Genomic DNA, 25446 nt, shown 5'->3' with positions numbered 1-25446 from the left:
CGGAGCCGGTGCCTCGACTCGATGTCGGCGTCAGGCGGCCCCGTCGAACATGCTGGTGACGGAGCCGTCCTCGAACACTTCGTGGATCGCACGTGCGAGCAGGGGTGCGATAGGCAGAATCGTAAGCGTCGCGAAGCGCTTCTCGGCGGGGATCGGCACCGTGTCGGTCACGACGACCTCGTCGATCGCCGGGCTCTGCAGGCGCTCGGCCGCGGGATCGCTGAAGATCGCGTGGGTCGCCGCGACGATGACCTTGACCGCGCCGTTCGCCTTGAGCGCCTCGGCGGCCTTCACGATCGTGCCGCCGGTGTCGATCATGTCGTCGACGAGGAGGCAGACGCGCCCGTCCACGGCGCCGACGATCTCGTTGACGGTGACCTGGTTGGCGACGTTCGGGTCGCGGCGCTTGTGGATGATCGCCAGCGGCGCGCCCAGGCTGTCGGACCACTGGTCGGCGACGCGCACGCGCCCGGTGTCGGGCGACACGACGGTGAGGCGCTCGCGGTCCTCGGCGCTCAGCGTGTTCTCGAAGTACTCGAGCAGCACGGGCTTGGCGAACAGGTGGTCGACAGGCCCGTCGAAGAAGCCCTGGATCTGCGCCGCGTGAAGGTCGACGCTCATGACGCGGTCGGCGCCGGCGGTCTTGAAGAGGTCGGCGACCAGGCGGGCGCTGATCGGCTCGCGGCCGCGACCCTTCTTGTCCTGCCGGGAGTACGGGAAGTACGGCGCGACGACGGTGATCCGCTTGGCCGACGCGCGCTTGGCGGCGTCGAGCATGATGAGGGTCTCCATCATCCACTCGTTGACCGGCGGGCCGAAGCTCTGGATGAGGAACAGGTCGCAACCGCGGATCGAGACCTCGAAGCGGGTGAGGATCTCGCCCGACGCGAACGTGCGGTACTCGGTCGGGACCAGCTCGGTGCTCAGCTGTGCGGCGACCTCGGCCGCGAGCTCGGGGTGGGAGCTTCCCCGTGCGACCACGAGGCGCTTCTTCGTCTTCGCGACGAGTCCCGGGGCGATGTCGTTCGCCCGGTCGAGCTCAACGGTCTTCTTCTTGCGCGCCATCGTCCGCCTTCTGTGCGCTGCGGGCCTTGGCGGCGACATCCGCCGCTCCGGTACCCGGTCTGTTCTTCTCGACCCACCCCTCGACGTTGCGCTGAGGGGCGACGCTGAGAGCGAGGGCACCGGCGGGCACATCCTTGCGGATGACCGCCCCTGCCCCGGTCTTCGCGCCGTCTCCGATCCTAACGGGCGCCACGAAGACGTTGTGCGAGCCGGAGTGGACCTCGTCGCCGATCTCGGTGCGGTGCTTGTTCACGTCGTCGTAGTTCGCGGTGATCGCGCCGGCGCCGAGGTTGACGTGCCTGCCGATCGTCGTGTCGCCGATGTACGAGAGGTGCGGCACCTTGCTGGCCTCGCCGATCGTCGAGTTCTTGGTCTCGACGAAGGTGCCGATCTTGCCCTTGTCGCCGAGGTACGTGCCGGGGCGCAGGTAGGCGAACGGGCCCACGGTCGCCTTCGCGCCGATGACCGCGAGCGTCGCGTCGGTGCGGGTGACGGTGGCGTCCTCCCCCACCTCGCAGTCGACGAGGCTCGTGTCGGGGCCGACGATCGCCCCGGAGGCGATCACGGTCGCACGGAGGATGTGCGTGTTCGGCAGCACCGTCACGTCGGGCGCCAGCTTCGCGTCGACGTCGATCCACGTCGTCGCGGGGTCGAGGATCGTCACGCCCTCGAGCTGCCAGCGTCGCACCGTGCGCGCATTCAGCACCCGCGCCGCCTCGGCGAGCTGCACGCGGTCGTTGACGCCCAGGGCGGCCGCAGCATCCGGAGCCGTCTGAGCGGCGACCAGGAGGCCGTCGCCGCGCAGCAGCGCCACGACGTCCGTCAGATACTTCTCGCCCTGTGCGTTCGCGGTGCCGACGAGCGCGAGCTCGGTGCGCAGCGCCTGGACCTGGAAGACGTACACCCCGGCGTTGATCTCGGTGACGGATGCCTCGTCCGCTGTCGCGTCCTTCTGCTCGACGATGCGCGACACGGCGCCGTCGGCATCGCGGATCACACGGCCGTAGCCGGTGGCGTCGTCGAGCGCCGCGCTGAGCACGGTCGCGGCCACGGCGCGGTCGCGGTGCGTGCGCACGAGCGCCGCGAGCGTGTCGGCCTCGAGGAGCGGCACGTCGCCGCTCAGCACGAGCACGTCGCCCGCGAAGTCGCCGAGGGCGTCCAGCGCCACCTCGACGGCGCGGCCGGTGCCGGGGATGTCGTCCTGATCGACGACGACCACGCCCGGCACGGCGTTCACGACGGCGTCGGCCACGAGGTCGCGCTCGTGCCGGACGACGACGACGACGCGCTCGGGCCCGAGGGCGATCGCGGTGTCGAGCACATGCCCGACGAGCGGGCGCCCGCCGATGCGGTGCAGCACCTTCGGCATCGCGGACTTCATGCGGGTGCCCTGGCCGGCGGCCAGGACGATGACGGCCAGTGCGCTGTCGCGGGTCGTGTCGGTCATGCTCCGCCGCCAGGACTCGAACCTAGACCTCACAGCTCCAAAGGCTGTCGTGCTGCCATTACACCACGGCGGACCGCGGCGCTCCCGGGTGCCGGGCGCCGCCCGTCAAGTCTGCCAGTCCTTCGACGGGCTCAGGAACCGATGGCCGGTCGCTGAACCTGTCGAAGCGCCTCGGCTCGGGATAATGGGGGCATGACGGCGCAGAGCGACGAGGTGGACCGCATCGTCGAGGCGTGGACCACGCAGCGCCCCGACCTCGACTTCTCGCCCCTCGGCGTGCTGTCGCGCGTCGACCGGCTGTCGCGGCACCTCGACCGCGCGCGCCGCGACGCGTTCAAGCGCAGCGAGCTCGAGCCCTGGGAGTGGGACGTGCTCTCGGCGCTCCGCCGCGCGGGCGAGCCGTTCCAGCTCAGCCCGAAGCAGCTGCTGCTGCAGACGCTCGTCTCGAGCGGCACGATGACCAACCGCATCGACCGCCTCGTGGGCCGCTGGCTGGTGCGCCGGGAGTCCGATCCCGACGACGGCCGCAGCATCCTGGTCACCCTCACCGACGAGGGGAAGATCCGGGTGGATGCTGCGATCACGCGTCTGGTCGACGCCGAGGCCCTCCTGCTCGAGGGGCTGTCGCGCGGCGACCGCGACCGGCTCGCAGCCCTGCTGCGCAAGCTCAGCCTCGGGTTCGACGCGGCCGACTGATGTCGCGGTCAGCCGATTTGGTCGGTGAGCTCGAACCAGCGCTCCTCGACGCCGTCGCGCTCCTTCTCGAGCTCGCCGATGCGCGCCATCTCGGCGCCGAGGCCGACGTAGTCGGACTGGTCGTGGTCGGCGAGAGCGGTGCGGGCGGCGCCGATCTGCGTCTCGAGCTTCTCGAGGCGGCGTTCCAGCGACGCGACCTCCTTCTGCGCGGCGCGCAGCTCCTGCCCCGACAGCGACGGCGTCGTGGACGGCACGGATGCTGCAGCCGCGGCATCCGTCGTCCTCGATGTCGTCGGCCCCCCGGCACGCTCACGCTCGCGCAGGCGCAGGTACTCGTCGACGCCTCCGGGCAGGTGCCGGAGGTGGCCGCCGAGGATCGCGTACTGCTGGTCGGTGACGCGCTCGATGAAGTACCGGTCGTGCGACACGACGAGGAGGGTGCCCGGCCAGGAGTCGAGGAGGTCCTCGATGGCGGCGAGCATGTCGGTGTCGAGGTCGTTCGTGGGCTCGTCGAGGATGAGCACGTTCGGCTGCTCGAGGAGGATCAGCAGCAGCTGCAGGCGGCGCTTCTGGCCGCCGGACAGATCCTTGACCGGAGTCGAGAGCTGTGCGCTCTGGAAGCCCATGCTCTCGAGCAGCTGGCCGGGCGTGAGCTCCTGCGCCTTCGACCCGCTGCCGAACGTGTACGTGGTGCGCAGGCGCGAGATGACGACGCGCACCGGGTCGTCGAGGTGCTCCTCGAGCTCGTCCAGGCGCTGCGTGAGAGTCGCGACCTTCACCGTCTTTCCGCGCTTCACGCGGCCGGCGGTGGGTTCGACGTCGCCCGCGACGAGGCCGAGCAGCGTCGACTTGCCTGCGCCGTTGACACCGAGGATGCCGGTGCGCTCGCCCGGTGCGATGCGCCACTCCACCGGGTGCAGCACCTCGCGCCCGCCGTACGAGACCGCGGCGTCGAGGAGGTCGACGACGTCCTTGCCGAGACGCGAGACGGCGAGGGAGCGGAGCTCTGTGGCGTCGCGGATCTCGGGCACGTCGGCGATGAGCACGTTGGCGGCGTCGATGCGGAACTTCGGCTTCGACGTGCGTGCGGGCGCGCCGCGGCGCAGCCACGCGAGCTCCTTGCGGGCGAGATTCTGGCGGCGCTGCTCGATCACGGCCGCTTGACGGTCGCGTTCGACGCGCTGCAGGATGTACGCCGCGTAGCCGCCCTCGAACGGCTCGACGATGCGGTCGTGCACCTCCCACGTGGTGTTGCACACCTCGTCGAGGAACCAGCGGTCGTGCGTCACGACCAGGAGGCCGCCCTGATTCGCCGGCCACCGGCGTTTGACGTGCTCGGCGAGCCACGCGATCGCCTCGACGTCGAGGTGGTTCGTGGGCTCGTCGAGGAAGAGCACGTCATGGTCGCCGACGAGCAGCGCCGCGAGCGACACGCGCCGGCGCTGCCCGCCCGACAGGCCCGCGACGGGACCGTCCCACGCGAGGTCGCCGAGGAGGCCTGCGATCACGTCGCGCGTGCGCGCGTCGCCCGCCCACTCGTGATCGGGGCGGTCGCCGACGACCGCCTCGCGGATCGTGAGGGCATCGTCGAGGGTGTCGGCCTGGTCGAGCACGCCGACGCGGACGCCGCCGCGCACCGTGACCCGGCCGCCGTCGGGCTCGAGCCGCCCGGCGAGCATCGCCAGCAGGCTCGATTTGCCGTCGCCGTTGCGGCCGACGACGCCGATGCGGTCGCCCTCGTCGATGCCGAGCGACACGCGGTCGAAGACGACCTTGGTCGGGAACTCCAGGTGCAGGGCCTCGGCCCCCAGAAGATGTGCCATGTCCCCTCAAGGCTAGGCGAGGGCGCGCGCGCCGGCCGACACGCCCGGACTCAGTACCAGATGCTCAGGCGCGGCGCCGTGTGCCAGCCGAGCACGCGGGTCGCCATGGCGAGCGCGGTCACGGATGCCTCGGCCGCGGTGTCCGTCACCGTCACACGCCCGGCGGCCGCCAGGGTCGCGAGCGACACGCCACCCAGGTACGTGGCCGACAGCTCGGTCACGCCGAGCGTCACCGTCACGGCGTCGACCGTCTCGCCGCCGAGGCTGCGCACGCGCCCGGCACCGGACTCGTCGACCTCGAGCAGGTAGCGCCCCGCGGCGATGCCGAGCGGATCGGAGACATCGAGCACCAGCGCTCCGGGGCCGCCGTAGCGGCGCGTCTCGAGGCAGGCGACCACATCGAGGATCCGCACGTACTGGTGGTCGCGCACGGTGATCTTGGCGGCACGCTGGTCGGCGATCATCCACAGCAGCGGCTCGTCGACCGACAGCTCGCCGGCATGCACCTCGCCGACGAGGTCGAGCTCGAGAAGGAACCGCCACAGCGCCGCGTACGCGTCGTCCGTCTCGGCCAGCAGGTAGTGCACGCTGACGGTCGCCTTGGTGAAGTCGTCGTGGTTCTCGCGCACCGCGTACACCGCCGCGCCGCGGACATCGCCGGCCGCATCGGTGTACTGCACCGCCCGCTTCTCGCCCGTCTTCTCGGCGGCCGGGTTCGTGCCGGCGAATCCGTCCCAGTGGCTGTGGGGCACGTCGATCTCGCCGGCCCGGCGGTGGCGCACGCGGTTGTGCAGCGCCGGAAGCAGCTCGCGCACGCGCTCGCGGCTGACGAAGTCGATCCTCCCGGCCGGCTGCGGACCGATCCAGCCCGCCCGCTTCGTCTCGATCTGCCACGACGCACCGGCTGCCGCCGGAGCGAAACCGTAGCGGCCGTAGAGCGGCGACTCGCTCACCGTGAGCATCGCCATCGGGATGCCGGCCGCGTGGGCGGCGCGCAGCTCACCCTCGAGCATCGCCCGCGCGACACCCCTGCGGCGGTGCGTGGGGGCCACCGTGACCGCCGAGATCGCGCAGGACGGGATCATCGCCTCGCCTGGCACCGTGAGCTCCCCGAGCCATGAGGCGATGGTGGCCACGGGTGCGTCCATCGGCGACTCGGGGTCGAAGACGCCGGTGAGCCGGCGGTAGCCGCTGCGCTCGCGGGACGCCGCGATCTGCTCGCCGGAGCGCTCGCCGTCCTGGAAGCCGCGGGCGACGGACTGCAGCCAGCCGACGTACTCGTCGCCGTCGACGGCCAGCCGGCGGTAGTCGAGCCCGTTCGCCGCGAGCCGGTCGGCGGACTCCTCGTCGACGGGGCCGGCGCGGAAGGACGCGCGTTCGGTCTCGCCGACGCGGCCGTGTGTCTTGTCGAGCGTGCTCATGGGTCTTCCTCTCCGTACCCGCGAACGGGCTCAGGTGGGTCTGCGGCCGGCGAGGCCGAATCAGGTGATCACGCGGGCGCCCGCCACCGGTCCGTGCACGTGGAGCGCCTCGTAACCGGCGGCGGACAACGTGATCTGCAGTTCGAGCGCCGACTCGGGGTCGACGGTGAGGAACGCCAGCGTAGGGCCCGACCCCGACACCATCCCCGCCAGGGCACCGGACTCCTCGCCGAGCTCGAGCACGTCTCGCAGTTCTGGCCGCAGCGACAGCGCGGCGACCTGGAGGTCGTTGCGCGTGTGCTCGGCGAGCGCGATGGGATCGCCCGCCCTGAGCGCCTGCAGCACGCCGGGCGCGACGGCGGGCACGCGCGCGCCGGCGATGATGTCGGGCCGCGCGCGCAGCTCGTCGAGGTGCCCGTACACGTCCGGGGTGGACAGGCCGGCGTCCGACGGCACGACGACCCAGTCGAAGCGACCCTTCGCGAGAGCGGGGCTCAGCTCGTCTCCTCGCCCGGTGCCGACCGCCGTCCCGCCCATGAGAGCGAACGGCACGTCGGCGCCGAGCCGCGCGGCGAGCTTGTGCAGCTCGGCCGTGCCGAGCTCGGCCCCCCACAGCGCGTCGCACGCGACGAGGGCGGCTGCAGCATCCGCCGATCCGCCCCCCATGCCGCCGGCGACCGGCACGTGCTTGACGATGTCGAGGTGCACGCCGCCGGCGTGCCCGACGCGCTGCGCCACGAGGCGCGCAGCGCGCACCGCGAGGTTGCGGTCGTCGGCAGGGACCCCCGTCACGTCGACCGTGCCCGAGATCGACACCGTGAACTCGTCGGAGGGCGAGGCCCACACGTCCTCGTACAGCGACACTGCCTGGTACGCCGACGCGACGTCGTGGTAGCCGTCGTCGTGCACGCCGCCGACCTCGAAGAAGAGGTTGAGCTTGCCCGGCGCCCGCACCCGGACGCCGGAGGCGGCGAGAGCCTGGCTCACCGGTTCGCCGATTCCGCCCAGAGGTCCACGTCGATGCCGTCCGACAGCGCGTCGATGCGCTCCTGCTCCTCCATGGTGAAGGCGGGACCCTCGAGCGCCTTGAGGTTCTCGTCGAGCTGCGCCGGACGCGACGCGCCGATGAGCGCGGACGCGACCACCGGGTCGCGCAGCACCCACTGGATCGCCATCTGCGCGAGCGTCTGTCCGCGCTCCTTCGCGATGACGTCCAGCGAGCGCAGCGTCGACACGCCCTTCTCGCTCAGCGAGCCGTTCGGCAGCGAGCCGCGCTGCTGCGCGCGCTCGGCCGAGCCGTCGGCGAGGTACTTGTCGGTGAGCAGACCCTGCGCGAGAGGCGTGAACGCGATCGCCCCCATGCCCTCCTGCTTGAGCACTCCGGTCAGCCCGTCCTCGACCCAGCGGTTCAGGATCGAGTAGGCCGGCTGGTGGATCACGAGCGGGGTGCCGAGCGAGCGGGCGACGGATGCCGCCACCGCCGTGCGCTCGGCGCTGTAGGACGAGATGCCGACGTAGAGGGCCTTGCCCTGCCGCACCAGGGTGTCGAGCGCTCCCACCGTCTCTTCGACGGGGACGTCGGGGTCGACGCGGTGCGAGTAGAAGATGTCGACGTAGTCGACGCTCATGCGCTTCAGGGACTGCTCGGCGCTGGAGATGAGGTATTTGCGCGACCCGCCGTTGCCGTACGGCCCGTGCCACATGTCGTAGCCCGCCTTCGACGAGATGATGAGCTCGTCGCGGTACGGCGCGAAGTCCTCCCGCATCATGCGGCCGAAGTTCGTCTCGGCCGTGCCGTACGGCGGGCCGTAGTTGTTCGCCAGGTCGAAGTGGGTGATGCCGCGGTCGAACGCGTGGCGCAGCAGCGCCCGCTGGTTGTCGAACGGGATGTTGTCGCCGAAGTTCCACCAGAGTCCGAGCGACACGGGCGGCAGCGTGAGCCCGGACGTGCCGACCCGGCGGTAGTCCGCGCCGTCGTAGCGGTCGGCGGCGGCGGTGTAGGGGCGGTGGAGGTCTCCTCCACGGGACAGGTAGCGCGCGTCTTCGGTCACCGGTCCAGGCTAGCGAGGTCGGCCCACGCGCGCAGGAGGCGCGACACGGCATATCGGCGTGCCCGGTGTCAAGGGTCTACGTCCGAAACGTCGTCGTAACGGACGCTCCTTATCGTGGCGACACGGGAAGCACGCTCGCACCGGAGCGCCGCCCGCCCGACGAAAGGAGGACCGCATGACCCTGCTGTCCGCACTGCCGCGCGCGACGGACCCCTGGAGCGTGCTGATCGAGCGGGGCGACGTGGTCGTCGACCGCGGCATCCTCCATCTCGTCCACGACGACCTCGCCCCGCACGAAGCCCGCGAGGCCGATCTGCTCCTCGTCGCATCGACGCTCGCCGAGGCGGGCCTGGAGACCCTGCTCATCCGCCACGACCACACGGTGCCCGCGCTCGTCGTCGACGTCCGCGATCGTGCGGCCGCGCACGCCGCCCTCGCCGCCGTCTGCACGCGCGAGCCGCTGTATGTGAAGGCGAAGGGACGCCCGCCCATCCTCGCGTGCGATGCGCCGGCGGTCGCCGACACGCCCTCGGTGGTGCGCCTCTACCGTCCGCGGGTGACGCCGTCGGGAGCGCTGCGGTACGGACCGGCGCTCGGCGTGCCGCTCGAGTTCTGGAGCTTCGCCGACGACGTCGTCGAGGCTCCGCGCGACAACGCCCTGCTGCGCCGGCGCACGGCGACCGAGGACGTCGCGTACGCCACCGTGGAGCGCCACGGACGCGCGTGGCGCACGATCGCGGGCATGTTCGACGCGCACCCGCTGGAGGTCACCGACGACATCGACATCGTGTTCTCGTGGGTCGACGGATCGTCGAGCGACTTCCAGCGTCAGCGTGCCGCGCAGCTCGCCGAGTACGTCGTCGGAGAGGGTGACGACGGGCCGGCGCGCTACCGCCACGTCGATGAGCTGCGCTACGCGCTGCGCAGCGTCCACATGTACGCACCCTGGGTGCGTCGCATCTTCATCGCGACGGACTCCCCCGCGCCGGCCTGGCTGCTCGACCACCCGAAGGTGACGATCGTGCGCAGCGAGGAGTTCTTCGCCGATCCCTCGGTGCTGCCGACACACAACTCCCACGCGGTCGAGGCCCAGCTGCACCGCATACCGGGCCTCGCCGAGCACTTCCTCTACTCGAACGACGACATGTTCTTCGGGCGCCCGCTCGAGCCGGAGATGTTCTTCACCCCGGCCGGCGTCACGAAGTTCGTGGAGTGCGAGGTGCGCATCGGCGCCGGCGAACCCGCCCTGCAGCGCAGCGGCCACGACAACGGCCTGCGCGTGAACCGCACGCTCCTGAAGGAGCGGTTCGGCCGCACGATCGTCCGCGACCTCGACCACTGCGCCGCGCCGCTGCGCCGCAGCGTCATGGCGGAGCTGGAGGAGGCCTTCGCCGACGACTTCGCCCGGACTGCGGCATCCCGTTTCCGCTCCGCGACCGACATCTCGGTGACCAACAGCCTCTACCACTACTACGCGCTGCTCACCGGGCGCGCGGTCGCCACCCGCGCGCCGCGCGTGAGCTACGTGCAGACGACGCTCGCCGCCGGTCTGAGGCGCATGGAGCGGCTCACCGAGCGCGCAGACGTCGACATGTTCTGCCTGAACGACGGCGGCGATTCCGAGGTGCCGGAGGAGCTGCGCGTGCAGGCGATCCGCAGCGCGCTGGAGCGCATGTTCCCGGTGCGTGCGCCGTGGGAGCGCGACGAGCTCAGCGAAGCACGGCGATCGGCGCGGTCGGCGCATCCTTCCGTGCGGCGGTGAGCGGCGCGATGCCGGCCGCCAGGAGCCGGCGTCGCGCCTCTTCGGCGTCGATGTGCTCGAGCGTGCGGGGGGCGTCGACGGGCACGACGGAGTGCACGACGGTGTCGTCGTACACGTGCACGAGGTTGAACGCCTGCGCGCCGTCCTGAGGACGCGTGCCCCCGACGGGCACCGTGAGGTCCTGCGCGTAGCAGGTCGACGACGCCACCGACACCGGGATGCCGGCGAACGTCGCGAACGTCGAGTAGTGGAGGTGGCCGGCGATGATCGCCCGCACGTCGGTGCCGCGCAGCACCGCCGCGAGACGGCGCTGCTCACGCAGCTCGACCGTCGCGGCGAGGGGAAGCACGCTCGGCACGGGCGGGTGGTGCATCGCCAGGATCGTGCCCAGCGGCGCGGGCGTGGCCAGCTCGTCGGCGAGCCACGCGAGCTGGTCGTCGCGCAGCTCGCCGTGGTGGTGGCCGGGCACACTCGTGTCGAGCGTGATCACGCGCAGGCCGTCGAGCTCGTCGACGCGGTCGACGGGGCGCGCGTCAGAGGCCTCGTCGTACAGGCCCGCGCGGAACGCCCCGCGCTCGTCGTGGTTGCCCATCACCCAGAGCACGCGTGTGCCGATGCGCTCGGCGAACGGCTCGACGAGCGCGCGCAGCGCGGCGTAGGCGCCGGGCTCGCCGAGGTCGGCGAGGTCGCCGGTGACGACGATCGCGTCGGGGCGGATGCCGCTCGACTCGATCACGCCGATCGTCGCAGCGAGCTGAGCCGCACCGTCGACCGCATCGAAGAGTCGCGGCGTCGCGGGCGCTCGCAGGTGCGTGTCGCTCAGGTGCAGCAGGGTGCGTTCAGGGGCCGGGTACTCGGCGGTGCGCATGTCGGGTCACTCCGGTCCGCCGCGAGGCGAGGTGCCGTGTAACCGGACGGCGGACGCTCGAATGTTACCGGCATGTTTCGTGCGTTCCCCGACGGCGCGGTGAAGATCCGCTGAAAATCAGCTTTCGGGGATGTGTCCCGCGGCCTCCGCGATGCGTACGTAGTCATCGATCGAGAGGTCCTCGCCGCGCGCGGTGGGCGCGACCCCCGCGCGCTCCAGAATCACGGATGCTGCCGCCGCCGATCCGCCGAGCACACCGGCCGTCGCCTGCCGGAGCATCTTTCGCCGCTGTTGGAACGCGGCATCCACGATCGCGAACGTGCGCGCGCGGAGCTCCTCATCGCCGCGGGGCTCGGCGGCTCGGTGGAACCCGACCAGCACGCTGTCGACGTTCGGGACCGGCCAGAAGACCTGACGCGACACCGTGCCCGCCAGGCGCCACGGCCCGTACCACGCGGCCTTGACGCTCGGTGCGCCGTACACCTTCGATCCGGGCGGCGCGGCGAGACGCTCCCCCACCTCGGCCTGCACCATCACGACGCCGCGCTCGAGACCCGGGAAGTGCTCGAGGAAGTGCAGCAGCACCGGCACGCTGACGTTGTACGGCAGGTTCGCGACGAGCACGGTCGGCTCACCCGGCAACTCCGTGACGCGCAGCGCGTCGGCGTCGACGACGGTGAGCGCCCCGTCTGCGACGCCGTGTGCGGCCGCGGTGGCGGGCAGCCGCTCGGCCAGCCGGTGGTCGATCTCCACCGCGGTGACGGATGCCCCGGCCTCGAGGATGGCGAGGGTGAGCGATCCGAGACCCGGCCCCACCTCGACCACGCGGTCGCCGGGCTGGACCTCTGCGACGTGCACGATCTTGCGGACGGTGTTGGCGTCGACGACGAAGTTCTGCCCGAGCTTCTTGGTCGGCGTCACGTCGAGTTCGGCGGCCAGCGCGCGGATCTCGGCCGCACCGAGGAGTGTCACGGGCATGCGCACCACTGTACCGAGCGCCGATGCGGTGCATCCGCCGACGAGCCGCCGATGCCCTCGTGCTCGCCGCGACCGAACGCTAGCGTGACCAGCATGAACTCGACCGGCTCGATCCCCGCAGACGCGTTCTCCCTCCGCAGTCCCTACGGGCGACGAGCGATCGGCCTCTCCGTCGCCGCCGCCGTGGGCGGTTTCCTGTTCGGCTTCGACTCCTCCGTCATCAACGGCGCGGTCGACTCGATCTCGAAGGACTTCGGGCTCAACGACGTCATCACCGGGTTCGTCGTGGCGATCGCGCTGCTCGGCTGCGCGGTGGGCGCGATCATCGCCGGCAACCTGTCGGACCGGTGGGGGCGCCTCCGGGTGATGTTCCTCGGGGCCATCATGTTCTTCGTCAGCTCGATCGGAGCCGGCCTCGCGTTCTCGGCCTGGGACCTCGCCCTCTGGCGCGTCGTGGGCGGTCTCGGCATCGGCATCGCGTCGGTCGTCGCCCCGGCCTACATCGCCGAGATCGCGCCGCGTCAGATCCGCGGCGGACTCGCGTCGCTGCAGCAGCTCGCGATCACGATCGGCATCTTCGCCGCGCTCCTGTCGGACGCGCTGCTGGCGAACGCCGCGGGCAGCGCCGACAACGTGCTGTGGTTCGGGCTCGAGGCGTGGCGGTGGATGTTCCTGGTCGGGGTGATCCCCTCGGCGGTTTACGGCATCCTGTCGTTCACGGTGCCCGAGTCGCCGCGCTACCTGCTGGCGAAGGGCCGTACGGACGAGGCCCGCGCGATCTTCGCGCGCCTGATGCCCCCCGCCGACCTCGACCAGACGATCCGCGAGCTGCAGAACGCGATCGAGACCGACCGGAAGAACGCCGGCGTCTCGATCCGCGGACCGGTGCTCGGGCTTCAGCGCATCGTGTGGGTCGGCATCATCCTGTCGGTGTTCCAGCAGTTCGTCGGCATCAACGTGATCTTCTACTACTCGACGAGCCTCTGGCAGTCGGTCGGGTTCGACGAGAGCGACTCCTTCACGATCAGCGTCGTGACCTCGATCACGAACGTGCTCGTGACGCTGATCGCGATCTTCCTGGTGGACCGTGTCGGACGGAAGCCGATCCTGCTCACCGGGTCCGTCATGATGACGCTGTCGCTCGGGCTGATGGCCGTCTCGTTCCTGTTCTCCACGACGGATGCCGAGGGTGCGGTCGTGCTGCCCGCACCGTGGGGCCCCATCGCGCTGATCGCGGCGAACGTGTTCGTCGTCGGGTTCGGCGCGTCGTGGGGACCGCTGGTGTGGGTGCTCCTCGGCGAGATCTTCCCGAGCCGCATCCGCGGCAAGGCGCTCGGCGTCGCCGCCGGCGCGCAGTGGATCGCCAACTTCCTCATCACGATCTCGTTCCCGGCGATGTCGGCGTGGTCGCTGCCGCTCACGTACGGCATTTACGCCGTGTTCGCGGCACTGTCGTTCATCTACGTCGCGTGGCGCGTGCCCGAGACCAAGGGCATGGACATCGAGCAGACCGAGACCCTGTTCGTCCATCCGAAGGACGCGCCCGCCGCCCGGTGAGACGACGGTGTGCGGACGCGACGCCGGGGACTCCAGGGTCTCGTCCTCCGGCTGTCGCCTGGCCGCCGCCGTTCTAGGATGGCGGGATGCCCTCGCTCGGCGAACTGATCGCCCCACGGCGCCTCGGAACCGATTTCCGGTGGCTGCTCGCGTCGTCGTGGACGAGCAACCTCGGCGACGGCATCGCTCTCGCCGCGGCCCCGCTGCTGATCGCCTCGCTGACGTCGTCACCGGTCCTCGTGGCCGCGGGCGCCATGATGCAGTTCCTTCCCTGGCTGCTGTTCGGCCTGGTCGCAGGCGCCGTCGCCGACCACCACGACCGGCGCCGCCTGGTGATGCTGGCCAACGGCGCACGCGCGGTGATCGTGGCCGTGCTCGTGGTGTTCCTCGTCACCGGGCAGGCGACCGTGTGGCTCGTGCTGGCGACGGCCTTCCTGTACGGCACGGCGGAGGTCTTCGCCGATTCGGCCGGCAGCACGCTGCTGCCGATGCTGGTGAAGCCGGCCGACCTCGGCATCGGCAATGCGCGCATGCAGGCCGGCTATCTCGTCGCGAACCAGCTCGCCGGCCCGCCGCTGGGCGCCTTCCTGTTCGCGGTCGGGTCGTTCTGGCCGTTCCTGCTGCAGGTGCTGTGCGTGTCGCTGGCCGTGCTGCTCATCTCCCGCATCGCCCGCACGCCCGTCCCCGAACACCCGGAGTCGGCCCGCGGCACGAAGGCGCACGCCATCCGCGAGGGACTGCGCTGGCTGCGTCACAACGCACCGGTGCGCACGCTCGTCATCATCATCCTGGTCTTCAACGTCACCTGGGCGGCGCCCTGGGGCGTGCTCGTGCTGTACGCCACGGAGCACCTCGGCATGGGGCCCGTCGGCTACGGCGCATTGACGACCGCGGCCGCGCTCGGCGGCATCATCGCGATCTTCAGCTTCGGCTGGCTCGAGAAGCATCTGTCGTTCGCGACGCTCATGCGGGTGTGCCTGTCGCTCGAAGTGCTCATGCACCTCTCCTTCGCGCTCACCACCTCCCCCGCCGTCGCGTTCGTCATCATGTTCGGCTTCGGACTGTACGCGTTCGTGTGGGGCACGATCTCGACGACCGTGCGCCAGCGCCTCGTGCCGATGGAGCTGCAGGGCCGCATCGCCTCGGTGAACATGGTCGGCGTCTTCGGCGGCCTCGTGATCGGGCAGTTCATCGGCGGCATCCTCGCCCAGGTGTGGGGACTCACCGCGCCGTGGTGGTTCGCCTTCGGCGGCTCGCTCATCACGCTGCTGCTGGTGTGGCGCTCGATCTCGCACATCGCGGCCGCGAAGCCGGTGCTCGACCAGGGCGAAGCGGAGCAGGTCGCAGACGAAGAAGAGCCCGGCGCGGGCGGGCTCCCGCTGATCGACTGAGCCGGCGGAACCCTAGAGGGACTGCGCGCTCGCGAGTTCGGCGAGGCGCGCTCCGAGCTGCGTCAGGCGGGGAGTCCACGGGCCCGCCATCTCGCCGGCGTCGCCGCGACGCATCGCTTCGGCGAGAGGCACCCATGCGCTGTCGCACACCTCCGCCGGGTCGAGGGCGAGGACGGGGTCGCCGGCCACCTGCGCGACGTACACGTCGAACAGCGCGGTCCGCTCCGTGAGGCGGCCGACGAGCCGGAGGTCCGTGGTCCGCACCCGCACGCCGGTCTCCTCGTGCAGCTCGCGCACGGCCGCCTGCTCGCTCGTCTCACCGGTCAGGGCGCTCCCCGCGGGGAACTCCCAGGTGAGGCCCCAGTCCTTGCCCTGGGCACGCCGCGTGAGCAGCACGAGCCCGTCGCCGCGAACGACGCACACCGACGCCACGATGTGGAAGAGCCCCTCGGGGAACGTCGGATCGCCACGGCGGTGGGTCCGGCCGATGGGTGCGCCCGCGGCATCCCGCAGGTCCCACAGCTCGTCGTCCACCGCTGCCTCCCGAGTCCGCTCAGCCCTCGAACGCCCCGTAGACCTCGAGCGTGTTCGCCGCGATCCGCGCGCACAGCTCGTCGAGATCCACGCCGAGCTCTGCGGCCATGTACCGCACCGTCACCGGGATCAGGTACGGCGCGTTGGGGCGACCGCGGTGCGGGGTCGGCGTGAGGAACGGGGCATCCGTCTCCACCAGGATGCGCTCGCGCGGGATCACCGCGAGCGCGTCGCGGAGGTTCTGGGCGTTGTTGAACGTCACGTTGCCGGCGAACGAGAGGTAGTACCCGCGCTCCCCCGCGATCCGCGCCATGTCGGCGTCGCCGGAGAAGCAGTGGAACACCGTGCGTTCGGGGGCGCCCACGCGCTCGAGGGTCTCGAGCACGGCGTCGTGCGCGTCGCGATCGTGGATCTGCATCGCGATCGCGTGCTTCTTCGCGAGCGCGATGTGCGCCTCGAAGCTCTCGAACTGGGCGGGCCTGCCGTCCTCGTCGGTGCGGAAGAAGTCCAGGCCGGTCTCGCCGATCGCGCGCACCCGCGGCTGCGCGGCGAGCTCGTCGATCACCGCGATCGCCTCGTCGAGGCGCCCGGCTGCCTGGTACGCCGGTGCCTCGTTGGGGTGGATCGCCACCGCGGCGAGCACGCGAGGATGGGATGCTGCCGCCCACGCCGACCAGCGGCTCGAGTCGATGTCGCCGCCGGCCTGCACGACGCCGGCCACCCCCACCGCGCCCGCGCGTGCGAGCTGCTCGTCGAGCGACAGACCGACGCCGTCCTCGATCTCGAGGTGGGCGTGGTTGTCGTACACCGGCACCGCGAGAGGCTCGGGCGCCGCCGGGTACGTGACGTCACGCGACCCCTTCTCGCGGGTGCGCACGTATTGCGACGGGTCTGACCCCGCCTCGGGGTACGGGACCGGAGGTGTCGCCATCAGACCGACTGCTCGACGCGCGGGAAGAGCGGCGCGAGGCCGTTGACGCTGGTGCCGGGGTTCAGCACGCCCCACGCCCCCGCTTCGCGGATCGGCTGATCCTGCAGGCGCCCGATCGACTCGGCCGCGCCGAGCGCGATCCACAGCTTCTCGGTCGAGACCGGCATCACCGGCGACAGCAGCACCGCGAGGGCCCGCAGGCCCTCGGCCGCGGTGTAGAGCACCGTGCCGAGACGCTCATGCTGCGCGTCGTCCTTGGCCAGCGCCCACGGCTCGTTCTCGGTGATGTACAGGTTCAGCGCGTCGACGATGGTCCAGATCGCGTGGATCGCCTCGTCGATGCGGAACCGCTCGATCGCGGCGTCGGCGTGGGCGGCAGCATCCGCCACCGTCTTCTGGATGTGCAGGTCGGCCTCGGTGTACGCGCCCGCGGGAGGCACGATCCCCTCGAAGTACCGCTCGATCATCGCGGTCGTGCGCGACGCGAGGTTGCCGAAGCCGTTGGCGAGCTCGGCCTGGTAGCGGGCCGAGAGGTCCTCCCACGAGAACGAGCCGTCCTGGCCGAAGGCGATCGCCGACAGGAAGTAGAAGCGGTACGCATCCGACCCGAAGACGTCGGTGATCTCGGTCGGCGCGATGCCGGTGAGCTTCGACTTCGACATCTTCTCGCCGCCGACGAGCAGCCAGCCGTGCGCGAACACGCCGCGCGGCACCTCGAGCCCCGCGGCCATCAGCATCGCCGGCCAGATGACGGCGTGGAAGCGGAGGATGTCCTTGCCGACGATGTGGTACGCGGGCCAGCGGCGCGCGAACTCCTCGGGGTCGGTGCCGTAGCCGATCGCGGTGGCGTAGTTGAGGAGCGCGTCGACCCACACGTAGATGACGTGCGACTCGTCCCACGGGAGCGGGATGCCCCAGTCGAACGCCGAGCGCGAGATCGACAGGTCCTTGAGACCGTTCTTCACGAACGACACGACCTCGTTGCGCGCCGACTCGGGACGCACGAAATCGGGGACGGACGAGTAGAGCTCGAGGAGCTTGTCCTGGAACTCGCTGAGCTTGAAGAAGTAGTTCTTCTCCTGCAGGAGCTCCAGCGGCTTCGAGTGGATCGCGCAGACCTTGAGACCCTCGAACGCGCCGGTGCCGTCGACGATCTCGGACTCGGGCTTGAACTCCTCGCACCCCACGCAGTAGAGCGCCTCGTACTCGCCGGCGTAGATGTAGCCACGGTCGTAGATGGCCTGCACGAACTGCTGCACGCGCTCTTCGTGGCGCTGCTGCGTCGTGCGGATGAAGTCGTCGTTGGCGACGTCGAGCGTGTCGAGCAGCGGGAACCACGCCTCGGCGACCAGCTTGTCGACCCACTCCTGCGGCGTCACGCCGTTCGCCGATGCGGCCCGCATCATCTTCTGGCCGTGCTCGTCGGTGCCCGTCAGCATCCAGGTGTCGTCGCCCGCCTGGCGGTGCCAGCGCGCGAGGGTGTCGACCGCCACGGTGGTGTAGCCGTGGCCGATGTGGGGCACGTCGCTCGGATAGTAGATCGGCGTCGTGATGTAGAAGGACGAGGGGCCGGAAGTCACCCGACGAGTCTAGCCAGCACGGATGCCCCGCCCGCCGCTGTGACCGGACGCCTCCGTCCGCCGGCGGCGAGGTGCCCGAATGTAACACTCGGGCGTGTCCGTCACGCGCTGTCGCGGACCACGAGCGTCGTCGGGAGCGTGACCGGCCCGGGACGTGCGCCGCCGATGACCTCGATCAGCAGCGAGACCATGCCGTCGCTGATGCGCTGCCACGGCTGGCGCATCGTGGTGAGGGCGGGCTCGTGCGTGGCGGCGAAACCCGAGTCGTCGAACCCCGCCACCGCGATGTCCTCCGGCACGCGCAGCCCGGCCTTGCGCAGGGTCGCGATCGCACCGGCGGCCATCAGGTCGCTCGCGGCGAAGACCGCGTCGATGTCGCGGGTGCGCTCGAGCAGGCGCGCCATCGCGACCGCGCCGGACTCCTGGCTGTAGTCGCCCTCCTCGACGAGTAGCGGATCGAACTCGTCGCCCATCTCCTGCTCGAACCCGACGAGGCGGAACTTGCCTCCCGGCGTGTCGTGGGGTCCGGCGATCATCGCGATCCGCCGGTGACCGCGCCCGCGCAGATACCGGGTCATCTCGCGCGCCGAGCCGATCTCGTCGACCGATACCGTCGGCACCTGGGATTCGTGACCGAGCGGGATGCCGCAGCACACGGTGGGCACGCCGGCCTCGAGCAGCTGGTCGACGAGCGGGTCGGACTCGTGCGACGAGATGAGGAGCACGCCGTCGACGTGGCCCGCGCTCACGAAGCTGGCGACATTGGCCCGCTCCGCCGGGGTGCCGGCGACCAGCAGCACGAGGGTCATCGAGCGCTGCGCGAGAGCCTCGGCGGCACCGCGCAGCAGCAGCGCGAACGTCGGGTCCTGGAAGAGCAGGTGCTGGGGCTCGGTCAGCAGGAACGCGAGGGATCCCGCGCGCCCGGTGGCCAGGCTGCGCGCGGCGTGATTCGCCGTGTACCCGGTGCGGCGGATCGCCTCCTCGACGGCCTCCCGCGCATCGGGCGAGACCCAGTGGCCGCCGTTGATGACGCGCGACACGGTGCCGCGCGAAACGCCTGCCACCGCCGCGACATCGCGGATGGTCGGCTTGCGCCTCACGGACGTCGTCTCCTCCACGACGAGCGACTCTACCCCCGTCACGGCAGGGAACGCGCGCCGACACGATCAGGACTGTGACCGGTCACAGTTCGGTAACGGTTCCCGGCCGAGCCCGTGCCGCGGCGGTGGTCCGGGTAAGACTGTGACCGGTCACAGTCGCCGACGTGACCGACACCGCACTGCAGCACGACCCTGCACCGACCCGATGGAGCGTCCATGACCTCGCCCGACCGCTGGCCCGAGATCCGGGGAATCGCCTATGGCGGCGACTACACCCCCGAGCAGTGGCCCCGGGAGGTGTGGCGCGAAGACGTCGCGCTCATGCGCGAGGCCGGGGTCAACCTCGTCAGCGTCGGCATCTTCGCGTGGGCGCTCATCGAGACGAGCGAGGGCGTCTTCGACTTCTCTTGGCTCGACGAGCTGCTCGATCTGCTGCACGAGAACGGCATCTCGGCCGACCTGGGCACCCCCACCGCTTCTCCCCCCGCGTGGTTCTTCGCCGACCACCCCGACGCGCGCGTCGTCACACGGGACGGCGTCACGATGGGCTTCGGCGCGCGCGGCATGGCCTCGCACGCCTCGACGGCGTACCGCGAGGCGATCGTGCGCATCGCCTCCGCGCTGGCGGAGCGCTACGGCTCGCACCCCGCGGTCGTCATGTGGCACGTCCACAACGAGTACGGCGTGCCGGTCGGCGAAGACTACTCCGAGCAGTCGGTGCGCGCCTTCCGCGAGTGGCTGCGCGAGAAGTACGGCACGCTCGACGCCCTCAACGCCGCGTGGGGAACGACGTTCTGGGGCCAGCGGTACGGCGAGTGGGATCACATCGGCGCCCCCGCAGCCGCGCCCTCCGTCGTGAACCCGGCGCAGCGCCTCGACTTCGTCCGCTTCACCGACCACCAGCTGCGCGCGTGCTTCGTCGCCGAGCGCGACGCGATCCGCGCCCACGCCTCGCAGCCCGTCACCACGAACTTCATGGCCAACCAGAGCTGGACGACGGACCTCTGGGCCTGGGCCCGCGAGGTCGACATCGTGTCGGACGACCACTACCTGTGGGCGGCCGACCCCGAGGGCGAGATCGGGCTCGCGATCGCCGCCGACCTCTCCCGCTCGGTCGGCGGCGGGAAGCCCTGGATCCTCATGGAGCATTCGACGTCGGCCGTCAACTGGCAGCCGCGCAACGTCGCCAAGCGCCCCGGCGAGATGGCCCGCAACTCGCTCGCGCACCTCGCGCGCGGCGCGGATGCGATCCTCTTCTTCCAGTGGCGCGCCTCGCGCTCGGGCGCCGAGAAGTTCCACTCCGCGATGATCCCCCACGCCGGCACTTCGTCCCGCGTGTGGCGCGAGGTGGTCGAGCTCGGCGGCGCGCTCGGGCGGCTCGACGAGGTGCGCGGCTCGCGCGTCGCCGCCGACGTGGCGATCCTCTGGGACTTCGAGTCGTTCTGGGCGCAGGATCTCGAGTGGCGCCCGTCGGTCGACGTGACGCACGCCGAGCAGATCCGCGCGTTCTACGAGCCGCTGTGGCGCGACGGCATCACGGTCGACTTCGCGCTGCCCGGACAGGACCTCTCGGGCTATCGGCTCGTGGTCGCCCCCGCGCAGTACCTCCTGAGCGCCGCCGACGCCGCGAACCTCACGCGTTACGTCGAGGCCGGCGGAACGCTGGTCGTCTCGTTCTTCTCCGCCATCGTCGACGAGAACGACGCCGTGCATCCGGGCGGCTTCGTCGCTCCGCTGCGCGACGCGCTGGGCGTCACGGTCGACGAGTTCCTGCCCCTGCGCGAGGGCGCCCGCCAGGCCGTCCGGTGGGAGGGCTCGGCCCCGGGCGTCCTCGTCGCCGACGCCTGGCAGGAGGACCTCGTGCTCCGCGGCGCCGAAGTGAAGGCGACCTACGTCGACGGCCCCGGCGCCGGCAAGGCGGCGGTCACCCGTCACGCGCACGGCACCGGGCACGGCTGGTACATCAGCACCCGATTGGATGCTGCGGCCCTGCGGACCGTCATGTCCGACGTGTACGCCGACGCGGGCGTCTCCGCGTCGAACCACCCCGAGGGCCTCGAGGTCGTGGTGCGCCGGGGCGACGACGCGGACTACGCGATCGCCGTCAACCACCGCGACGACGACGCGACGCTCGCGGCGTCGGGCGTCGAGCTGATCACCGGCGCCGATGTCGCCGGCGAGCTCGTCGTGCCCGCCGGCGGCGTCGCGGTCGTCCGCACGCCGCGCACCCCCTGATCCACCCGGACCCTGCAACACACCACATCACCGAAAGGGAAACCATGCGAAAGCAGATCGCACTCGGAGCGCTGGCGCTCACGGCAGCGGTCGTCCTCGCCGGCTGCGCCGGCGGAGGCTCGTCCGACACCGGCGACGACGCGGCCGACAGCAGCGCCGAGCTCGTCATCTGGACCGACGAGGAGCGCCAGACGGCCGTCAAGGACGCGGCGAAGGCCTTCGAGGAGGAGACCGGCGCCACCGTCGAGATCGTCAAGAAGAACTTCGAGGACCTCCGCAACGACTTCATCGCGCAGGTGCCGACCGGCGAGGGTCCCGACATCACCGTCGGCGCGCACGACTGGCTGGGCGCCCTGGTCGCCGCAGGCGTCGTCGACACGATCGACCTCGGCGACAAGGCGTCGGAGTTCGAGCCCGTCGCCCTCGAGGCCATGACCTACGACGGTCAGCTCTACGCCCTCCCCTACTCGCTCGAGACCATCGCGCTCGTGCAGAACGTCGACCTCGTCGGCGCCGAGGCCCCGGCCACGTGGGACGAGATGATCCAGAAGGGCCTGGCGTCGGGCGCCGAGCGTCCGTTCGTCATCAACACCGCCGGCGAGACGGGCGACGGCTACACGATGTACGGCTTCCAGACGTCGTTCGGCGCCCCCGTCTTCGTGCAGGACGCGTCGGGCTCCTACACCACCGAGGTGGGCATGGGCGGAGCGACGGGCGAGGCCTTCGCGACGTGGCTCGGAGCGAACGGCACCGCCGGCACCGGCTACATCTCGACGACGGTCGACTACGACATCAACAACGAGCTGTTCAACAGCGGCAAGGCGCCGTACACGATCCAGGGCCCGTGGGCGATCAGCGCCTACACCGACGTCGCGAACATCGCGGTGAACCCGATCCCGTCGGCGGGCGGCGAGACGGCCGCTCCGTTCGTGGGCGTGCAGGGCTTCTACCTCAGCTCGCAGTCGAAGAACGCGCTGCTCGCGCAGGAGTTCCTCGTCAACTACCTCGGCACCGAGGACGCGCAGCGCGCCCTCTACGAGGCCGACCCCCGCATCCCCGCGTGGTCGACCCTGGCTGCCGAGGTCTCGTCCGACCCGATCATCGCGGGCTTCCTCGCGTCGGCGCAGAACGGCGTCCCGATGCCGAGCATCCCCGAGATGGGCTCGGTGTGGGACCTGTGGAACGCCGCGCAGTCGCAGATCATCAGCGGCGCCGACCCCGTGTCGACGTGGAACACCATGGTCGCCGACGTCCAGGCCGCGGTCGAGGGCTGATCCCGGCCGCGTGAACCCGGTCACCGCCACGGTGGCCGACATGCTCCGGGAGGCGGGTGAGTGCCTCTCCCCGCCTCCCGGATCCCAACACCTTCCCCGATCGACCCATCGATCCCCTCACGCCCGGCGATGAGGCCCCGTGACAGGAGCAGACGCATGACGGTGGACGCACCCACCCTCCCCCAGGCGCCGGCGGAGACACCGCCCCCGCGCGAATCGCATGCCCGCCGCTGGCGCGGCCTCGGCTGGGGCTTCCTCGCGAAGCTCGCCCTGATGGCCCTCGTCAACGCCTTCGGCGTGATGACCCTGCTGAGCGCGTTCCGCGTCGAGTCCTGGGTCGTGTTCTCGGCGACGCTCGTGCTGCTGCTCGCCGCCGACATCGTCTACTTCACCAAGCGCGCCCTGCCGCTCAAGTACCTGCTGCCGGGCCTGGTGTTCCTGCTCGTCTTCCAGGTCTTCATCTTCGGCTACACGGCCTACATCGCCTTCACGAACTACGGCACCGGCCACGCCGGCACCCAGGAGCAGGCCGTCGAGGCGGCGCTCGTCCAGGGCGAGCGCCGCGTCGAGGACTCCCCCACCTATCCGCTCTCCGTCGTGGAGCGCGTCGGCGAACTCGGCTTCGCGATCGTCGACGAGAACGGCGACGTGCTCGTCGGCTCGGCCGAGCAGCCGCTCGAGGAGGCCGCCGACGCAGCGGTCGGCAGCGGCGGGGCTCCGTCCGACGTCCCCGGTTGGGAGGTCGTGCCCCGCGCCACCGTCATCACGGACGCCGCCCTGCAGGAGCAGATCGCGAGCCTGCGCGTGCCCGTGTCGGAGGATCCCAACGACGGCTCGATCCGCACGCGCGACGGCTCTTCGGGCGCCGTCTACGAATCGACGCTGGTCTGGGATGCCGAGGCCCAGACCATCACCGACACCACGACCGGCACCGTCTACGCCGCGAACGACAAGGGTTCGTTCGTCGCCGAGGACGGCTCCGCGCTCCCCACCGGCTGGTACGTCAACGTCGGCTTCGAGAACTTCTTCCGCCTGTTCACCGACCCCGCGCTCGCGCAGACGCTGCTGTCGGTCACGGTGTGGACGTTCGTGTTCGCCACGCTGTCCGTGGTGCTGCCGTTCGCCCTCGGCCTGCTGCTCGCGCTCATCTACAACGACGCCCGGCTGAAGGGCCGGCGGTTCCTGCGGACGCTGTACATCCTCCCGTACGCCTTCCCGGCGTTCATGTCGGCGCTGCTGTTCCGCGGCATGTTCAACGCCGAGTTCGGCGTCATCAACGACCTGTTCTTCTTCGGCGCGAACATCAACTGGCTGGGCGACCCGTGGCTCGCCCGCGCGGCGGTGGTGTGGGTCAACCTGTGGCTCACGTACCCGTACTACTTCCTCGTGTGCACCGGCGCGCTGCAGGCGCTCCCCCAGGACACCCTCGAGGCGGCGTCCCTCGACGGCGCGGGCCGCTCCCGGCAGCTGCGCTCGATCATCCTGCCGCTGGTGCTGGTCGCCACCGCGCCGCTGCTGATCTCGTCGTTCGCGTTCAGCTTCAACAACTTCACCGTCATCTACATGTTCAACAACGGCGGGCCCGCGATCCCCGGAGCCCCGTACGCGCTCGGTGCCACCGACATCCTGATCTCCGCCATCTACGACATCTCCGGAGTGTCGGGCGGTGCCGCGGACTACGGCCTCGCCAGCGCGCTGTCGATCCTCGTGTTCGCCGTCGTCGGCGGCATCTCCGCGATCGCGTTCCGTCAGACCCGCAAGCTCGAGGAGTTCCAGTGATGTCCACCGCCACCGATGTCGCCGCTGGATCGACCACCCGCACCGCCGGTGCTCCCGACGACCGCCGCTCGGCGCGCCGCCGCCGCTGGCTGCTCGAGGTCGGCTGGAAGTACCTGCTCGCCGTCGTGGTGATCTTCTACGCGATCTTCCCGCTGGTGTACGTGCTGTCGGCGTCGCTCAACCCGAACGGCACCCTCGCCGCCAGCAACGCGCTGTTCAGCGTCATCGACCTGTCGAACTACGCCGCCCTCGGCGAGACGAGCTTCTGGATCTGGGCGGGCAACACCCTGCTGATCGGCGGCATCGCGTCGGTCGGTGCGGTGCTGATGGGCGCCGCCGCCGCGTACGCGTTCTCGCGCTTCCGGTTCTCGGGCCGCCGCGCCGGGCTCACCGGCCTGCTCATCATCCAGATGTTCCCGCAGGCGCTCGCCTTCGTCGCGATCTTCCTGATGCTGCTCGGCCTCGGCGAGGTCGTGCCGGCGCTGGGCCTCAACTCCAAGATCGCGCTCATCTGCGTGTACCTGGGCGGAGCGCTCGGCGTGAACACGTTCCTCATGTACGGGTTCTTCAACACCGTGCCGATCGAGATCGACGAGTCCGCCAAGATCGACGGCGCCTCGCACGCCCAGATCTTCTGGCGGCTCATCTTCCCCCTGGTCACGCCGATCCTCGCGGTCGTCGCCCTGCTGGCCTTCATCGCCGCGTTCGGCGACTACATCATCGCCAAGATCGTCCTCGTCTCTGAGGACAACTGGACCCTCGCGGTGGGCATGTACCAGTGGGTGTCGAACCAGCTCGCCTCCAATTGGGGTCTGTTCGCGGCGGGCGCCGTGATCGCCGCGATCCCGGTGCTCGTCCTGTTCCTGTCGCTGCAGCGCTACATCGTCGGCGGCCTCACCGCGGGGTCCGTCAAGGGCTGATCCCGCCCGCCCCTTGATCAACGTCGATCGGAGA

General features: G+C 70.9%; 20 protein-coding genes and 1 tRNA gene. 8 read left to right on the top strand and 13 right to left on the bottom strand.

Annotated features, from left to right (window positions below; genetic code table 11):
* Positions 1-30: 30 nt before the first annotated feature.
* The 3 genes from ACFQ7C_RS03630 to ACFQ7C_RS03620 all read right to left on the bottom strand — a co-directional run bounded on the left by ACFQ7C_RS03630 (position 31) and on the right by ACFQ7C_RS03620 (position 2585).
* Positions 31-1065: a ribose-phosphate diphosphokinase gene (locus ACFQ7C_RS03630; RefSeq protein ID WP_378898031.1), complete on the bottom strand. Its 1035-nt coding sequence runs from the start codon at positions 1063-1065 to the stop codon at positions 31-33.
* Positions 1040-2512, bottom strand: coding sequence for a bifunctional UDP-N-acetylglucosamine diphosphorylase/glucosamine-1-phosphate N-acetyltransferase GlmU (glmU, locus tag ACFQ7C_RS03625; RefSeq protein ID WP_378898029.1), 1473 nt, complete (start codon positions 2510-2512; stop codon positions 1040-1042). The genes ACFQ7C_RS03630 and glmU overlap by 26 nt, the downstream gene beginning before the upstream one ends.
* 1 nt (position 2513) lies before the next feature.
* Positions 2514-2585, bottom strand: a tRNA-Gln gene (locus tag ACFQ7C_RS03620).
* A gap of 119 nt (positions 2586-2704) precedes the next feature.
* Here ACFQ7C_RS03620 and ACFQ7C_RS03615 point away from each other — a divergent pair.
* A complete protein-coding gene (locus ACFQ7C_RS03615) occupies positions 2705-3208 on the top strand; it encodes a MarR family winged helix-turn-helix transcriptional regulator (RefSeq protein ID WP_378898027.1) in 504 nt (167 codons plus the stop codon).
* Between the two features lie 8 nt (positions 3209-3216).
* Here the strand turns inward: ACFQ7C_RS03615 and ACFQ7C_RS03610 are convergent, their stop codons facing one another.
* From ACFQ7C_RS03610 to ACFQ7C_RS03595, 4 genes are read right to left on the bottom strand one after another with little or no spacing between them, the layout of a single operon-like run.
* The gene (locus ACFQ7C_RS03610) at positions 3217-5031 is read right to left on the bottom strand and encodes an ABC-F family ATP-binding cassette domain-containing protein (protein WP_378898025.1); all 1815 of its coding nucleotides are present in this window, start codon (positions 5029-5031) and stop codon (positions 3217-3219) included.
* A 50-nt stretch (positions 5032-5081) separates the two neighbouring features.
* Positions 5082-6452, bottom strand: coding sequence for a GNAT family N-acetyltransferase (locus tag ACFQ7C_RS03605; RefSeq protein WP_378898023.1), 1371 nt, complete (start codon positions 6450-6452; stop codon positions 5082-5084).
* Between the two features lie 60 nt (positions 6453-6512).
* A complete protein-coding gene (locus ACFQ7C_RS03600) occupies positions 6513-7439 on the bottom strand; it encodes a 4-(cytidine 5'-diphospho)-2-C-methyl-D-erythritol kinase (protein WP_378898021.1) in 927 nt (308 codons plus the stop codon).
* The gene (locus ACFQ7C_RS03595) at positions 7436-8503 is read right to left on the bottom strand and encodes an aldo/keto reductase (RefSeq protein WP_378898018.1); all 1068 of its coding nucleotides are present in this window, start codon (positions 8501-8503) and stop codon (positions 7436-7438) included. Before ACFQ7C_RS03595 ends, ACFQ7C_RS03600 begins: the two co-directional genes overlap by 4 nt.
* Positions 8504-8678: 175 nt before the next feature.
* On the opposite strand from ACFQ7C_RS03595, the gene ACFQ7C_RS03590 reads away from it, so the two are divergent.
* Complete coding sequence (locus tag ACFQ7C_RS03590) at positions 8679-10265, top strand: stealth conserved region 3 domain-containing protein (protein WP_378898015.1); 1587 nt, start codon at positions 8679-8681, stop codon at positions 10263-10265.
* Here the strand turns inward: ACFQ7C_RS03590 and ACFQ7C_RS03585 are convergent.
* Positions 10213-11133 (bottom strand): phosphodiesterase, encoded by a 921-nt coding sequence (locus tag ACFQ7C_RS03585; protein WP_378898012.1) that lies wholly within the window; start codon positions 11131-11133, stop codon positions 10213-10215. The two genes, ACFQ7C_RS03590 and ACFQ7C_RS03585, sit on opposite strands and share 53 nt — an antisense overlap.
* A 117-nt stretch (positions 11134-11250) precedes the next feature.
* Positions 11251-12111 carry a 16S rRNA (adenine(1518)-N(6)/adenine(1519)-N(6))-dimethyltransferase RsmA gene (rsmA, locus tag ACFQ7C_RS03580; protein ID WP_378898009.1) on the bottom strand — a complete coding sequence of 287 codons (861 nt, stop codon included), beginning with the start codon at positions 12109-12111 and terminating at the stop codon, positions 11251-11253.
* A gap of 93 nt (positions 12112-12204) precedes the next feature.
* Here rsmA and ACFQ7C_RS03575 point away from each other — a divergent pair, with 93 nt between their 5' ends.
* Together ACFQ7C_RS03575 and ACFQ7C_RS03570 are read left to right on the top strand one after the other, a co-directional pair.
* Positions 12205-13668, top strand: a complete 1464-nt coding sequence (locus ACFQ7C_RS03575; RefSeq protein WP_378898007.1) for a sugar porter family MFS transporter — start codon at positions 12205-12207, stop codon at positions 13666-13668.
* Positions 13669-13754: 86 nt separating this feature from the next.
* Complete coding sequence (locus ACFQ7C_RS03570) at positions 13755-15059, top strand: MFS transporter (RefSeq protein ID WP_378898004.1); 1305 nt, start codon at positions 13755-13757, stop codon at positions 15057-15059.
* 12 nt (positions 15060-15071) lie between these two features.
* Here the strand turns inward: ACFQ7C_RS03570 and ACFQ7C_RS03565 are convergent, their stop codons facing one another.
* The 4 genes from ACFQ7C_RS03565 to ACFQ7C_RS03550 all read right to left on the bottom strand — a co-directional run bounded on the left by ACFQ7C_RS03565 (position 15072) and on the right by ACFQ7C_RS03550 (position 19222).
* A complete protein-coding gene (locus ACFQ7C_RS03565; protein WP_378898002.1) occupies positions 15072-15593 on the bottom strand; it encodes an NUDIX domain-containing protein in 522 nt (173 codons plus the stop codon).
* 19 nt (positions 15594-15612) lie between these two features.
* Positions 15613-16524 (bottom strand): TatD family hydrolase, encoded by a 912-nt coding sequence (locus ACFQ7C_RS03560; RefSeq protein WP_378897998.1) that lies wholly within the window; start codon positions 16522-16524, stop codon positions 15613-15615.
* The gene (metG, locus tag ACFQ7C_RS03555) at positions 16524-18104 is read right to left on the bottom strand and encodes a methionine--tRNA ligase (protein WP_378897995.1); all 1581 of its coding nucleotides are present in this window, start codon (positions 18102-18104) and stop codon (positions 16524-16526) included. The genes ACFQ7C_RS03560 and metG overlap by 1 nt, the downstream gene beginning before the upstream one ends.
* Before the next feature lie 101 nt (positions 18105-18205).
* Entirely contained in the window at positions 18206-19222 is a 1017-nt protein-coding gene (locus ACFQ7C_RS03550; RefSeq protein ID WP_378897992.1) for a LacI family DNA-binding transcriptional regulator, read from the bottom strand.
* A gap of 198 nt (positions 19223-19420) precedes the next feature.
* On the opposite strand from ACFQ7C_RS03550, the gene ACFQ7C_RS03545 reads away from it, so the two are divergent.
* From ACFQ7C_RS03545 to ACFQ7C_RS03530, 4 genes are all read left to right on the top strand, one after another.
* On the top strand, positions 19421-21439 hold the full coding sequence (locus ACFQ7C_RS03545) for a beta-galactosidase (protein ID WP_378897989.1): 2019 nt from the start codon (positions 19421-19423) through the stop codon (positions 21437-21439).
* Positions 21440-21483: 44 nt separating this feature from the next.
* Positions 21484-22713 carry an extracellular solute-binding protein gene (locus ACFQ7C_RS03540; protein ID WP_378897986.1) on the top strand — a complete coding sequence of 410 codons (1230 nt, stop codon included), beginning with the start codon at positions 21484-21486 and terminating at the stop codon, positions 22711-22713.
* A gap of 156 nt (positions 22714-22869) precedes the next feature.
* Positions 22870-24492, top strand: a complete 1623-nt coding sequence (locus ACFQ7C_RS03535; protein WP_378897983.1) for an ABC transporter permease subunit — start codon at positions 22870-22872, stop codon at positions 24490-24492.
* Positions 24492-25412, top strand: a complete 921-nt coding sequence (locus ACFQ7C_RS03530; protein WP_378897980.1) for a sugar ABC transporter permease — start codon at positions 24492-24494, stop codon at positions 25410-25412. Before ACFQ7C_RS03535 ends, ACFQ7C_RS03530 begins: the two co-directional genes overlap by 1 nt.
* The last annotated feature ends 34 nt before the right edge of the window (positions 25413-25446 follow it).

Origin of the sequence: Microbacterium sp. NPDC056569 (assembly GCF_042793475.1) — a bacterium.
In the GTDB taxonomy this organism is placed as follows: Bacteria; Actinomycetota; Actinomycetes; order Actinomycetales; family Microbacteriaceae; genus Microbacterium.
The sequence above is the reverse complement of the archived record's forward strand: the minus strand, read 5'-3'. Positions and strand labels throughout refer to the sequence as shown.